At 52.3% G+C, this 13,974-nt stretch carries 11 protein-coding genes; all 11 read left to right on the forward strand.

Annotated features, from left to right (window positions below; genetic code table 11):
• Nucleotides 1-143 precede the first annotated feature (143 nt).
• Nucleotides 144-815 (forward strand): ribulose-phosphate 3-epimerase, encoded by a 672-nt coding sequence (rpe, locus tag ACYVI1_RS01640; protein ID WP_460906018.1) that lies wholly within the window; start codon nt 144-146, stop codon nt 813-815.
• A gap of 51 nt (nt 816-866) precedes the next feature.
• The gene (locus tag ACYVI1_RS01645; RefSeq protein ID WP_460906020.1) at nt 867-2,270 is read left to right on the forward strand and encodes an alpha-amylase family glycosyl hydrolase; all 1,404 of its coding nucleotides are present in this window, start codon (nt 867-869) and stop codon (nt 2,268-2,270) included.
• Nucleotides 2,271-2,334: 64 nt separating this feature from the next.
• On the forward strand, nt 2,335-4,389 hold the full coding sequence (locus ACYVI1_RS01650) for an OmpA family protein (protein WP_460906022.1): 2,055 nt from the start codon (nt 2,335-2,337) through the stop codon (nt 4,387-4,389).
• A gap of 31 nt (nt 4,390-4,420) precedes the next feature.
• Complete coding sequence (locus tag ACYVI1_RS01655; RefSeq protein WP_460906024.1) at nt 4,421-6,265, forward strand: glycosyltransferase family 39 protein; 1,845 nt, start codon at nt 4,421-4,423, stop codon at nt 6,263-6,265.
• Nucleotides 6,266-6,378: 113 nt separating this feature from the next.
• Nucleotides 6,379-7,197, forward strand: a complete 819-nt coding sequence (locus ACYVI1_RS01660; protein WP_460906026.1) for a transketolase — start codon at nt 6,379-6,381, stop codon at nt 7,195-7,197.
• 127 nt (nt 7,198-7,324) lie between these two features.
• Complete coding sequence (locus ACYVI1_RS01665) at nt 7,325-9,328, forward strand: NAD-dependent epimerase/dehydratase family protein (protein ID WP_460906028.1); 2,004 nt, start codon at nt 7,325-7,327, stop codon at nt 9,326-9,328.
• 24 nt (nt 9,329-9,352) lie between these two features.
• Nucleotides 9,353-9,577: a DUF433 domain-containing protein gene (locus tag ACYVI1_RS01670; protein WP_460906030.1), complete on the forward strand. Its 225-nt coding sequence runs from the start codon at nt 9,353-9,355 to the stop codon at nt 9,575-9,577.
• Nucleotides 9,577-9,930: a DUF5615 family PIN-like protein gene (locus ACYVI1_RS01675; protein ID WP_460906032.1), complete on the forward strand. Its 354-nt coding sequence runs from the start codon at nt 9,577-9,579 to the stop codon at nt 9,928-9,930. The genes ACYVI1_RS01670 and ACYVI1_RS01675 overlap by 1 nt, the downstream gene beginning before the upstream one ends.
• A gap of 31 nt (nt 9,931-9,961) precedes the next feature.
• Nucleotides 9,962-10,870 carry a transketolase family protein gene (locus tag ACYVI1_RS01680; RefSeq protein ID WP_460906034.1) on the forward strand — a complete coding sequence of 303 codons (909 nt, stop codon included), beginning with the start codon at nt 9,962-9,964 and terminating at the stop codon, nt 10,868-10,870.
• 13 nt (nt 10,871-10,883) lie between these two features.
• Nucleotides 10,884-12,677 (forward strand): hypothetical protein, encoded by a 1,794-nt coding sequence (locus ACYVI1_RS01685; RefSeq protein ID WP_460906035.1) that lies wholly within the window; start codon nt 10,884-10,886, stop codon nt 12,675-12,677.
• Between the two features lie 26 nt (nt 12,678-12,703).
• Complete coding sequence (locus ACYVI1_RS01690) at nt 12,704-13,867, forward strand: acyltransferase family protein (protein WP_460906037.1); 1,164 nt, start codon at nt 12,704-12,706, stop codon at nt 13,865-13,867.
• Nucleotides 13,868-13,974 lie beyond the last annotated feature (107 nt).

Here is a 13,974-nt window from a genome sequence, read left to right on the forward strand (position 1 = left end):
CTATTCTGGCAATATTGGGTTTGTTTCCTCGTTCAAGCAAAAAAACATTAGTTTTACAGGATAAAAAAGCAGGTAATAAAGAACAGGCCTTCAATAAGTCTTTGTTTTCCAGCCCATTGACACCTTACCGTTTCACATACGTCATGAACCAGCCTCTTGTTGCGCCCTCGCTGCTGGCAGCCGATTTTGCCAACCTGCAACGCGATCTGGAGTTAATTAACCGGAGCGAGGCCGATTATCTTCATTTCGATGTGATGGATGGGGTGTTTGTTCCCAACATCTCCTTCGGGTTTCCAGTACTGGAGGCCGTTCGGCGGCACTGCCAGAAACCAGTGGATGTTCACCTGATGATTACCGATCCTGACCGCTATATCGACGCTTTCGCCGAGGGTGGGGCCTCGGTCATTCATGTGCATTATGAAGCCTGTACGCACCTGCACCGAACCCTCACCCACATCCGCGAACGGGGATGCCAGGCGGGTGTCGCCCTGAATCCACACACACCGGTTGCGGGCCTGGAGCACATTCTGGAACAAATTGATGTTATTTTGATCATGTCCGTAAATCCAGGTTTTGGTGGCCAATCGTTTATACCCCATACCCTGCAGAAGGTAGCGATGTTAAAACAGGTATTAATCGCTCATCAGTCAACGGCTCTGATTGAAATTGACGGCGGAGTGGGTCAACACAACGCCCAGAGCTTAGTAAAGGCCGGAGCCGATATATTGGTGGCCGGCAATTCGATTTTCCGATCGGATGATCCAATAGCGGCTGTCCGCCAATTGAAAAACAGCCTTCACCCCCTTGTTGCCTGACTTCTTTTTCTGCAAGTCTTAACCTTAGTTGAATCCAGTACGCGTCAATCTATGAAGAAATCACATCTGGCCCTTTTTGTATGCGCCTTCCTGATAACAACAGCCTGTCGGAATACACCGAAGGATGAAAATGGACGTTCATCTGCCGACACGACAGCATTAGCGGCTCCGCCCGCGCCGGAATGGGCCAGAAACGCAACCATCTATGAAGTGAATACCCGTCAGTTTTCGCCCCAGGGTACCTTTAAAGCCGTTGAAGCGCAACTGCCCCGCCTGAAAGAAATGGGCGTCGATATTGTCTGGCTGATGCCCATTTACCCCATCAGTCAGAAAAATAAAAAAGGCTCGCTGGGCAGCCCCTACGCCATCGCCGACTACAACGCCATCAACCCCGCTTATGGGACGCTGGCCGACTTTAAATCACTCGTTAACCGGGCCCATGCGCTGGGGCTGCGGGTTATTCTGGACTGGGTGGCCAATCATACCGGCTGGGACCATGTCTGGATTGACCAGCACCCCGACTGGTACACGAAGATAAATGGGAAGATGACTACGCCCGTTGACCCCAAAACGGGCAAACCCACTGACTGGACCGATGTAGCCGATCTGAACTACAACAATCCGGATATGCGGAAGGGCATGACCGAGGCCATGAAATATTGGGTGAAAGAGTGTGACATCGACGGCTACCGCTGCGATGTGGCCGGGTTTGTTCCAACCGACTACTGGGCTGAGCTTCGCCCTGAGTTAGACAAAATCAAAACCGTATTTATGCTCGCCGAGTGGGAAGACGAACCCGATCAGTTCAGAAAATGCTTCAACATGAACTACGGCTGGAGCATGCATACCATGATGAAAGCCGTGGCCAAAGGAGCACGCACTGCCGACAAAATCGACTCCCTGCGGGGGGCCAATCAGGAGCGGTTCCCCGCCTGGTACTACCAGATGCTGTTTACCCAGAATCATGACGAAAACACTCATAACGGCACCCTGTTCGAATCGTTTGGAGCAGGAGCCGATGCATTTATTGTCCTGAGCAGCACACTGGAAGGCATGCCTCTGGTGTATAATGGCATGGAATCGGATCTGAACAAACGGCTGGCTTTTTTCGAGAAAGATAGCATCGCCTGGGGAAACTATGCTAAAAATGATTTCTACAAAGCCCTGCTGACCCTCAAACACCGGAATCGGGCCCTCTGGAATGGCCGGGCCGGCGGGAAAGCCGTGAAAATCCAGACCGATCACGACGACAAAGTGTATGCGTTTTATCGACAGCGCGACACCGACCGCGTCACGGTAGTGCTGAACTTAAGCCGTGTACCACAAACAGTTCGGCTAACGGGCGATGGCTTCGCCGGAACCTATACCGACGTTTTCAGTCATCAGCCCGTTGAGTTGAAATCAGATATGGTTGTTACCCTCAAACCCTGGGAATATCGGGTGCTGACAAATTGATTTTTTGTTTAACTTAAAGCCCCTAACCCCCGAAAGGGGCTTTTAACTCATCGTTTTGCTGTTTATGCGAGTTTGGCGCATCTTGACGGGCCTTATGGCTATTGTAAACGGCTCCATTGGCCAGGCCCAAACGACTGACCGCAACGCGGTGCAGTGGGCAAACCGTGTTGTGAGCGTATCGTCGGAGAAAAAAGGTGAACCCACCGGCGAACAGTACCGGGCCTCGCAGGCCCTGGGGCGTCCAAGCCGCGTGCCAACCCTGGGCGAGACAGCCTGTGCCTGGGCGCCCTTCTACGCCGACGGCGTTGCCGATGAGTGGATTCAGGTAGGATTTGCTCAACCCATGCGTGCCCGGCAGATCGTAGTCGCCGAAAATGTGAATCCAGGGGCCGTCGTGAAGGTCATCGTTGTCGACGAAAAAAAAGCTGAACATATCGTTTATCAGGCCACAACTACACAGGCCCGGCCCGACCCACTGCTGCGGATTTTCCTGAAAGATTCGGTTTTTCTCTGCCATCAGGTTAAAGTTGTGCTCAATGGGGCAGCACTGAAAGGCATTAATCAGGTTGATGCCATTGGCATTTCAGAGGATACAAAGCCGGTTACGGTTGGCATCAACGTTTCGCAGAATACGCCCAAAGAAATTCAGAAGGAAAATCTGGGCAAAACGGTCAATTCGACCGGGCAGGAAGTTGCCCCCGTGATTTCACCCGATGGCCGAACGCTTTATTTTACCCGTAATTTCAACAAAGCCAACGTTGGTGCACCCGACCGCCAGGACGTCTGGTTTTCAACCCTTGAGTCAGCCGCCAGCGGCAATCCGCCGGGCTGGAGCGAGGCTGCCAATATTGGGTCTCCCATCAACAATGCGGGCGATAACGCCATTAGCGGCATGGCGCCCGATGGCCGTACAGCCTACCTCATCAATGTGTATCGGCCCGATGGCGGCATGTCGTTCGGCATTTCTAAATCCACCCGAACCAAAGCGGGCTGGTCGCAGCCGGTCGAATGCCGCATTGCCAACAATTACAACCTGCACGAAAAAAACCAGTTGGAATTTTGCGTCTCGCCCGACGGACGGGCCATTATTCTGGCAGTGCAGCGCCGGGACACGCGAGGAAACCGTGATCTATACGTATCGCTTCAGAAGTCCGGCAATGCCTGGTCGGAGCCGGTGTCGCTTGGCAACGTGATCAATACCGCCGAATTTGAGAGTTCGCCGTTCTTAGCGGCCGATGGGCGAACGCTTTATTTTACGTCGGCAGGACATCCGGGCTATGGCGATGGCGATATTTTTGTCAGCCGCCGGCTCGATGAGTCCTGGGGCAACTGGAGCGAACCCGAAAACCTCGGCCCGGCCATCAATACGGCCGAATGGGACGGTTATTTTACCATTCCGGCCTCGGGCGATTTCGCCTATCTGAGTTCGCGGGCGGGTTCGCTGGGCGAAGATGATATTTTTCGGTTAAAGCTTTACCCCGCCATCAAACCCGACCCGGTGGCCATCATATCGGGGCAGGTGCTCGATTCAAAAAGCAAAAAGCCTGTTGCTTCCGAAGTTGTGTCGGCTCTGTTTGGCGAATCCAAAGAGTTAATGAAGGCGGATTACAGCCCTGAAACCGGCGAGTATAAACTGATTCTGCCCACCCAGAAAATATACACGCTGAAAGCCAGCAAGGAAGGTTATTTCACCACCACCGAAACCCTCGACCTGAGCAAAGACAAACGATTCCGCGACATTCGGCGCAACCTGTACTTAGTGAAAATTGAGGCCGATCAGAAAATCGTGATGCGGGAAGTGCTGTTTCAGCAAAGCCAGTTTGCGCTGTTGCCCGGCGCTAATGATGAGCTTGACCGGGTGGTGACGATGATGGAAAAATACCCGACGATGGAACTGCTGGTTGAGGGACATACTGATAATCTGGGCGATTGGGAACCTAACATGAAACTTTCCGAAGACCGCGTTCGGGTGGTGAAAGAATACCTGCTGAGCAAAGGAATTGCCCAGAATCGTATCCAGACAAAGGCCTGGGGACCCAGCAAACCCATTGCCAGCAACGAAACCGAAGAGAAGCGCAAACAAAACCGTCGGGTTGAATTCACCATCCTGAAACTATGAGAACCCGGATTTTGCGCGTAGTTTTGGCCCAATGTCTGCTCCATTATCCCGCAATACCCTGATTTTGCTAAGCACCCTGCTGGTGCTGGCCCTGGGGCTTCGCCTGTATCGAGTTGGTACGTATGGCATTTATTTCGATGAGAAATCTACCCTGCTCATTAGTCAGGGCGTTGTGCTGGAAGGCTTCAATCAGCGGGATGTTTTCAGCAAACCGTACTTCACCCCGGCTGAATTCTGGAAGCCCAAAACGTTTAACGATTTTATTGAAGCCAACATCCGGGGCGACATTGGCAACAGCCCGGCCTACTACGGCGTGTTGTGGCTGTGGCTGGAAGTCTTTGGCCTCAGCGACACCTCGCTCCGACTGCCCTCGGTCATTTTCAGCACACTGATAGTCTGGCTGTTGTTCGTGTTTGTCAGGCGACATTTCCGGTCGGGCCGGGGCGGGTCATCCTCGCTCACGAATCAGTCGGTCGATAGGCTCGCTCTCATCAGCGCTGCCATTGCGACCGTCGAGCCATTTTTTGTGGCCTACAGCCATATCGCCCGCAACTATTCGATGACGTTTTTCCTGACGCTGCTGGCCACCCATATCTTCCTGCTGATTATGGAGCGCGTTCGGGAGAGGTCGTCGCCGGGCCATTCATCTTCCTCAATAAAACCTTCTTTATTCTGGCTTTACGTCGCGTATGGCGTTGTTTTTGTGGTGGCGGTGCTCTCGCATTACCTGACCGTTACGGTATTTCTCTGTCATGGTCTCTACGCCCTGCTCTACCTCCGCAATGGCCGCGCCTGGATAACCCTGGGCCTGACAGCGGCCATGGGTTTAGGATTCGTGTCACTGTGGTTTTTATTTGGGGGGGGCAAATACACCCTTTTTACACTTGAATACCAACGAAATTTCTACCGTAACATCGCCCTGACGAATCCAATAGGCAGTCCATTTGGGATTATCCTGCCCGCCACCATCCCCAACATTGCGGTTCGGGGCATTCCTATTTTCTCCGATTTATTCATCGTCACCAACGGTCTGGGGGGGGTGCTGACGGGTCTGCGTAACTCCGTTCTGGCATTAGGGCTTGGCAGTGTAGCCGCCGTGCTGATACACCGCTACTGGACGGTGACCAAACCACCTGGTTGGGTGTATGTTGCGCTGCCTCTGCTGCTGCTGGGGGGCCTGCCGTTTTATACAGTGCTCCCCATTCGATTACTGGTGCTGTCGGTGGCGATACCGTTTGTGTATTTGATTGGCCGGTATGTCATCGACCGCACCGATGCGAGTCAAAAGCGGGTGACTGTGCTGTTGGTGCTGCTGGCATTCGTGCCAACCCTGTTTCTATTATTCATGGCCTGGCAGTCCGGGCATACGTTTGGGATAACGCAGCGTTATTCGGGATTTTCGTTCCCCTACGTTTGCATTGTGGTGGCGATGGGTTTGCTACAATTGCCCGCACTCCGCTGGTGGTTTGCCCTGCCGATAGCTGCGGTATTGTTGATTCAGTTGGCACACATTGGCCAATTATTGGGCGATATTTACGCCGACAAAGCCCCTAAGTACACCTACTTTGAAAAAGCCCGTATTGCCAACCCCTACTGGTCGGCAGCACAACAACTGAAACAACTGTATGCCCCCGGCGATACCATCCTGTATCCGAATAGAAAACGTAAGATTTATTCGGAGAAGATGGACAAAACCTTCTCGCCGGTAACGCTCATTGACGCACAATTAGTAAACGTTTATTTGCCCGAAGATGCCCAATACATTCAGCGGATAGACCCCAATGAACCAGACCGGATTGTCCTGAAAAAAGGGCATTCCGATAAAAAAATTACTATTTTTGATTTTCAGGGCACAACCTATCGCTATGGCGATTAACAACTATTAATGAATAATGTGTGATGCATAATGCATAATGCCAGACGGATGAATCATTATGCATTATGCATTATGCATTATCCATTACACATTATTCATTTATACAAGCAACCATGACTTCGACCATCGACATAACCAGCCTGCAAACGCTACAGGGACAACTGAGACTCAAGCTATTAAGTCTTTACAACCAGGCGCATGCCGGTCATATTGGCTGCTCCCTGAGTTGCATCGACCTGATGATTGCCACGCTGGTATTACGTAAACGGGAACAGGATACATTTCTGCTCTCGAAGGGCCACGCGGCTGCCTCGCTATACGCCTGCCTGAACCACCTCGGCGAGATTTCGGATGAGGTGCTGGCTACGTATTACCTGAACGGCACGACGTTACCTGCTCACCCGGCTCCCAACCAGCATTCGGGCATTCCGTTCGCGACAGGTTCGCTGGGGCACGGGCTACCCATTGGTACGGGCATGGCGCAGGCGGGTAAACTGCTGGGGGATGACTCCCGCGTGTTTGTGCTGATGTCGGATGGTGAAACCAACGAAGGCACCACCTGGGAAGCCGCCCATTTTGCCATTCAAAATCAATTGGATAACCTGATTGTGCTGGTTGATAAAAATGGCTTGCAGGGCTTTGGTAACACGGCTGATGTGCTGGGCGACACCGCCGATACCCGCACCTGGAATGCCATCGGTTTTGACACAGTCGAAGTCGACGGGCATAACATTGAGGAACTACTCACCACCCTCGACCGATTGACTGCCACCCCGAATGGCAAGCCAAAACTGGTGATTGCTCATACTGTAAAAGGCAAGGGCGTATCCTACATGGAAAACCGGCTCGAATGGCACTACCTGCCCATGACCGAGGCCCAGTATGAACAGGCCCGCGCCGATGTTCAGGAGCGTTATCTGCCGGTATCTTAGCCTACACTAACCGAAGCACCGGCATCAACTGGAAGTGCTTTTGAATCCCTACTTCACGTTACCTTACCCACAAAACGAAGTCCTTAGTAAGGCAATCCAAGCCTTTTGCCGTAATATTGCGGCCTGAATGAACCAGTCTGTCCCTAATTTGCTACCTTCTGAAAGTACACGCCTTCATGGCCCCATCGTCGTTTTTGGGGCCAGTGGCTTCATCGGTGCCAACCTGTTTGAGCAACTCTTCCGCAGCCGCAGGGATGTGTATGCGCTGACCCACGATGCCACCAAAGCCTGGCGACTCAAACTCTTAGACGTACCCGCTGAGAACATTATTCACTGCGATATTCTGTCCAAAACATCCGTGCAGGATGTTTTTGGTAAGATTAAGCCCAAAACGATTTTCAATCTGGCGGCTTATGGTGCCTACAGTAAGCAGAAGAACGTTGGCCTGACCTACGAAACCAACGTGCTGGGTACGGTCAATATTCTCGAAAACTGCACTACCGAAATGGTCTATATCCATGCCGGCAGCAGCTCAGAATACGGGTTTAACTGCACCGCGCCCAAAGAAACCGACCGGGTTGAACCCAACAGCCATTATGCGGTCTCGAAAGTGTCGGCGGCTTACACGCTCGACTACTACGCGAAGGTGCATGGCCTGAACACGCTCAACCTGCGGCTGTATTCCATTTACGGGGGCTGGGAAGAACCCGACCGGCTCATTCCCCGCTTAGTCGAAGAGAGCCGGAAAGGTCAGCTACCACCCCTCGTTTCGCCCGACATTAGCCGCGATTTTGTCTACATCGACGATTGCGTGGGGGCATTCGTGCAGGCAGCTTTGCGGGTCAATGCCGACATTCGGGGGCGGTCCTATAATATTGCCACGGGGCAGAAAACAACCATGCGGGAGTTGGTCGAGGTGGCCCGGAAAACCTTCGGGCTGACGCAGGAACCCGTTTGGGGCAGTATGACCAACCGCAACTGGGACCTCTCCGACTGGTATGGCGACCCGACAGCCGCCGAAGCCGATTTGGGCTGGAAAGCAACCACTTCGCTCGGTGACGGACTTCGCCAAACCGCCAACTGGCAGATAACCCACGAGTACGAAAACCGGGTGATCCCGGCCTTTCAGACGCCCACACTCAACCCCGTCATTTCGCCCATAATTGCCTGCTACAAAGACGCGCAGGCCATTCCGTTCATGTACGAGCGGCTGGTGAAAACCTTTAATGAACTAAAGGTTCGTTACGAAATCATTTTCGTCAACGACAACTCGCCTGACAACAGCGACGAGGTGCTGAACGAAATCTGCGCCAAAGACCCGAACGTAATTGCCATTAAGCATTCGCGGAATTTCGGGTCGCAGTCGGCGTTTTTGAGCGGGATGGAAATCTCGACGGGCGATGCGGTTGTGCTGATGGATGGCGACCTGCAGGACCCGCCCGAAATCATTCCGCAGTTTTACGAAAAATGGCGGGAAGGCTTCGACGTGGTCTACGGCGTTCGGGTGCAGCGCGAAATGCCCGCGCACGTCCATTTTTTCTACAAACAATTTTACCGCCTGTTCAAACGAACGGCTTACATCAATATACCAGTCGATGCGGGCGATTTTTCGATTATCGACCGGAAGGTGGTGCGCGAATTGGTCAACCTGCCTGAAACGGAGCAGTTTTTGCGGGGCTTACGGGCGTGGGTTGGCTTCAAACAAACGGGCGTCGATTATGTACGGCCCGAACGTATGTTTGGCGTATCGACCAACAACTGGACCAAGAACATCTGGTGGGCCAAGAAAGCTATTTTCTCCTTTAGTTTCGCGCCCTTAGAGTTGATGACCTATGCTGGTTTTGTGCTGACGGGCCTGTCAATGCTTGGTATTTTCTGGCAGATTATCTCGCGGCTGTTCAACTTCGACCCGAATACGCCCTACGGCCTATCGACCGTTATTATTCTGGTGATGTTCTTCGGGGGAATCAACCTGCTGGGTATTTCGTTCTTAGGCGAGTATATCAGCAAGATATTTGAGGAGACCAAAAAACGCCCGAAATTTATCCGAACAATGGTTCGTAAAGGCGAGCGGGTGTATAAAACAGCGGCTGAAATCAGTACGCTGGTTGAGCAGCGGAAGAGTAAGTAAGTTTGTATAAATGTTATTAGCTGTATGACACTACTTAATCGTATCACTATTGACCCGACTATCTGTCATGGGAAGCCCTGCATTAGAGGAATGCGGTGGCCCGTTGAAGTCGTGCTTGACTTATTGGGGTCAGGCATGACCATTAGTGATATTCTTGACGACCATCCTGAACTGGAACGAGAGGACATTACGGCCTGTCTGAACTATGCCCGAATTCTTTTATCAGGTCAGATAACAGCCGCAGCTTAATGAAGTTTATCTGCAACGTTCACATGCCCATTCGCTTATCTAAGTTTTTGGCAACATACGGAACAGAATCAGTTCATATGAATCAGGTGTTAAATGGTTCGTCCACGCCTGATAGTATGATAAGTCAATATGCTGACCAGAACGATTACATTGTTATAACAAAAGACACTGATTTCCGAAACGTTTATTTATTGAAGAAAACGCCCCGTAAACTGATTCGGGTTTGCTTAGGTAATATCAGCAATGACAGGTTGATAGAGTTGTTCAGGAGCCAGTTGGAGTTAATTAAGCGATTAGACCTGGAAGAGTCATTTTATTTGGAAATTAATCCTGACACGATTCTAATCTATTAAACAGACGGTCTGGCCGCTGTCATTATATACTATGCGAAAAGAATTTTCAGCCGCCATCGAGAAAATCGGGCGGGACGACGATAAAGTGGTATTCATCACCGGCGACCTGGGTTATGCCGCCCTCGAAAACGTGGTCGATGCTCTGGGACCGCGCTTCATCAACGCGGGCGTGGCCGAGCAGAATATGGTTGGCGTGGCGGCTGGCATGGCCTATAAAGGCTATAAGGTATTTTGTTACAGCATTGCTCCGTTTGTGGTGTATCGGTGTCTGGAGCAGTTCCGCAATGATGTTTGCCTGCACAACATGCCGGTGTTTCTGGTCGGCAATGGCGGAGGCTATGGCTATGGCATCATGGGCAGCACCCACCACGCCATCGAAGACTTAGCCTGTTTGAGCAGTCTCCAGAATGTGAACACCTACATCCCGGCTTTCGCTGACGAAGTAGCGCCGATGCTCGACCAGATTGTGGCCGAAGGTCGCCCCACGTACCTGAGGCTGGGCGCGGGACCCAACACGCCCGACGGTGCCGAAACGTATGGTTCGTTTAAACACATTGTTCGCAGCCCGGCCTCCATTGGCACGGTGGTGGCCCTGGGTCCCGTTGCGGCCAATGTTCTGACAGCCTTGACCGATGAGTTGCTGGCGGGTCAGTTCGAGGTGTTTACAGCCACGAATCTCCCACTCGATTTGCCTGCCGATCTGGCACACCGCTGGGCGGGCAAACCGTTGCTGGTCGTTGAGGAACACGTATCAGTGGGTGGTTTGGCGCAACAGTTAGCCGTCAAACTCTTAGCCGATGGTGCCGCGCCAAGCCATTTTGTAAGTTTATCAGCGCAGGGTTATCCCAATGGCTTGTATGGCGACCAGAAATACCACCAGCAATTATCAGGGCTTGACCCGGCCAGCATAGCCCGGCAATTAGCGTCCTTCACGAACTAATCTTTCGATCCGTTTGCTACCAACAACCGACAAATTCCAATCGTCTTATCGACGCAGCCACCCGCCGGAGGAGACTGAATCTTTGTGGGGGATGGCCGCATGGGGATGGTTTTGGCTGGCACTGCCAGTGATTGTGTTTGCGTCGGTTTGGCAGCAATATGCGCTAAACGTCCCCAAATGGGATGATCACGCGCTACGCGCTTTTTTATTCTATTCTGATCAGGAAACAACACTTTCCGGCAAAATTTATCAGCTTTTCAAGCAACATAACGAACACCGGATCGTGTATGATCGTATCGTCACGACGCTTGATTACTGGCTGTTTGGTAAGCTTAACTACGTTCACCTGATGTTCGTCGGCAATCTGAGTTTGGCTGGGCTGGTGGCCGTATTCGCAGCAGTGCTGCGCCAGGCCCGGCGACCGCTTATTTATGCCGCTCCGGTAGCCCTGCTCATTTTCAACCTTTCGCACTGGGAAAATATGTTTTGGGGCATGGCCGCGCTGCAAAATTTCTCGGTCGTGTTATGGGTTGTTGCCGCCATTTATTTCCTGAGTTATACGAAACAATGGGGCCTTGCCTTCGTTGCGGCTGTATTGGCAACCCTTACCAGTGGCAATGGCCTCGTCGTCTGGCCAATTGGCTTTGTCCTGCTGGCACTTCGCCGGCCCGACTACCAAACGGATAACGACCGCCGGGCGCTTCGGCCACTCATCGGCTGGCTAATTGGGGCAGGCGTAGTTATCGGGTTATATTTCACCGGTTTTGAAAAACCCGCCGACACGGTGTATGAGCGGCCTATGGTGCTGGATTTACTGAAAGGTCTGTTTGCGTTTATGGGAGCAGCCGCCGAAGCGTTGCCGATCCGTTCGGCCCTGAACGCCTGCATACTGCTTGGCGGGCTGATGACGCTGGCAACGCTGGGCGTCGTGGCCATACGAATTTTGACTAACCGAGCCGCCATCGTGCAGGCCGTTCGGCATGTAATAAGCCCTAAAATAACCCCGCTACAGAAAGGAAACGGCATACCATCCCGCGATTTATTCGTTTGGGGTTGTGCTGGATTTATACTTGCTACAGCGGCAGTTGTCGCTCTGGCCCGAACGGGTTTTGGCATCGACATACTCATCACGAGCCGGTATAAATTGTACTCGATAACCCTGCTTTCGCTCCTGTATGTGTATGCCGTTGCAACGCTGGATGGGCGCACAAGCCGATGGCTGATGCGAATCGGCATAACAGCCGGTGTGGTCTTTGCGAGTCTTTCGTATGGCTCGTTTCTGGATGAGACAATCTGGTGGCGGCATTGGATGACCACCACTCAGTTCAACGCGACACATTCCACCAACCGGCCCATTGCTATTTCAGACCCGGTGTCGAAGCAGTACACCCTGCCCGTACCGGCGTTCTACGACGCAGCCCTACCGACGATTTATGGTCCTGCCCGCCAACCGACAACCGATTTACAGGTCACCCGAACGGCGAACGGATTCTCGGTAAAAAATACAACCCTGCCCACATCGGGCTTAGGCGATTCAGGGGCCTATCTATTGGCCCGCTCAGCGAAACGAACGTATTTGTTTCCGGTCTGGCAGAATCGGCAGGCAATTGGGAAGGCAGGATTTAATCCGCTGAATTTGTTTTCAGCCGGGTTCAAAGCCAACTTTTTGGACGCCGAACTGGATGCCGGAAGCTATCAATTATTCGTTTTGACGGTTTTAGATGCTGGAACTTATAAGTTGCATCCAACGCATCAAACCATCCTATCAGCCGGTCCGCCAGTGGCAAAACCAACCAAGAACTGGTAAGTACTCAACTACCCATGACTTCTCCTATGCAACCGAACGTCCCTGTAGCCACACCCGCCCGCCTGACGCTGAACCACCTTCAGCAGTTAGACGGTATCCGGTTCATTGCCGTTGGGATGGTCCTGTTCGATCACTGGATGGTTGGCCGGCTTGAATTGCCGCTGGGCGCGTTGGGGGTCACTATTTTCTTTGTGCTGAGTGGTTTTCTCATCACCCGCATTCTGCTGTCGAGCAAGGACAAACTGAGCAACAAGCCAAATGGTGGGCTGGGCCAATACCTCAAAACGTTCTACATCCGCCGAACGCTTCGTATTTTTCCGATCTACTACCTGACGCTGTTTGTCCTGTACCTCGTTAATGAGCCGCCCGTGCGCCGAACCATCGGCTGGCTGGCCCTTTACGCCAGCAACCTGTACATGGCGTATTACGGCACCTGGATGGGTACGGTCGATCACCTGTGGTCGCTGGCCGTTGAAGAGCAGGTCTATTTATTCTTTCCGCTGCTGCTATTTTTTGTACCCCGCCGGTGGGTACCGCTCACAGCCGGTCTGATGATTGTGGGGGGTGTTCTGCTCCGATATGTTCTTTTTCGCGCCCGGATGCCCTGGTTCATTGGCTACGTGACGATGCCCGCCTGTCTGGACTCGTTCGGCCTGGGCGCGATTATGGCGTTCTGGTGGCTCTACCAGCGCGACCGGTTCAATCTGGTCTTCAGCCTATCCATCTGGCTTTGGGTGAGTATTGCCCTGTTCGCTACCGTTACGATTCTGGCAAAGGTTCTCCCGGCCATTCCCGATCCTCGCGGCTGGGTGGGCCATCATAATGTTTTGTCCGACGTATGGGAACGGCTCACCGCGTCGTTCATCGGTTTTTTCCTGATAGGCCGGGCTGTAATTGGGTTTAAAGGCCCCATGAAGTGGGTGCTTGAAAATCCGGTCAGCCAGTATATGGGCCGCATCAGTTACGGATTATACCTCTTTCATAACTTTGTCTTCAACGTTTTCCATACCCAGCCAAGGCATGTTACAGTACGCGCCTGGCACCGGATAACCGACGTGTTACCCTTCCTCAACAGCTCCTACTTCTTTCAATTTTCGTTTTATCTGACCCTGACCGTTCTGCTGGCAACGGTGTCATGGTTTTTGATCGAAAAGCCAATTAACAACCTGAAAGACCGCTTTTCCTATTGACCACAACCGCCTGTTTGCAGGCCGCCCGCTTAATAAGCTAGCCGGCAGTTACGGCATTACTGGTCAACTATTTTGTATATTTGCCAGTCTTTTTATGAACGGTATAA

The organism is Spirosoma areae, assembly GCF_054781775.1.

Excerpts from the sequence above, each read along its gene's own strand:
- ACYVI1_RS01670 (WP_460906030.1), top strand. The coding sequence starts at position 9,353 with ATGACACTACTTAATCGTATCACTATTGACCCGACTATCTGTCATGGG.
- ACYVI1_RS01680 (WP_460906034.1), top strand. The coding sequence starts at position 9,962 with ATGCGAAAAGAATTTTCAGCCGCCATCGAGAAAATCGGGCGGGACGAC.
- ACYVI1_RS01650 (WP_460906022.1), top strand. The coding sequence starts at position 2,335 with ATGCGAGTTTGGCGCATCTTGACGGGCCTTATGGCTATTGTAAACGGC.
- rpe (WP_460906018.1), top strand. The coding sequence starts at position 144 with ATGAACCAGCCTCTTGTTGCGCCCTCGCTGCTGGCAGCCGATTTTGCC.
- ACYVI1_RS01660 (WP_460906026.1), top strand. The coding sequence starts at position 6,379 with ATGACTTCGACCATCGACATAACCAGCCTGCAAACGCTACAGGGACAA.
- ACYVI1_RS01655 (WP_460906024.1), top strand. The coding sequence starts at position 4,421 with ATGTCTGCTCCATTATCCCGCAATACCCTGATTTTGCTAAGCACCCTG.
- ACYVI1_RS01690 (WP_460906037.1), top strand. The coding sequence starts at position 12,704 with ATGCAACCGAACGTCCCTGTAGCCACACCCGCCCGCCTGACGCTGAAC.
- ACYVI1_RS01665 (WP_460906028.1), top strand. The coding sequence starts at position 7,325 with ATGAACCAGTCTGTCCCTAATTTGCTACCTTCTGAAAGTACACGCCTT.
- ACYVI1_RS01645 (WP_460906020.1), top strand. The coding sequence starts at position 867 with ATGAAGAAATCACATCTGGCCCTTTTTGTATGCGCCTTCCTGATAACA.
- ACYVI1_RS01675 (WP_460906032.1), top strand. The coding sequence starts at position 9,577 with ATGAAGTTTATCTGCAACGTTCACATGCCCATTCGCTTATCTAAGTTT.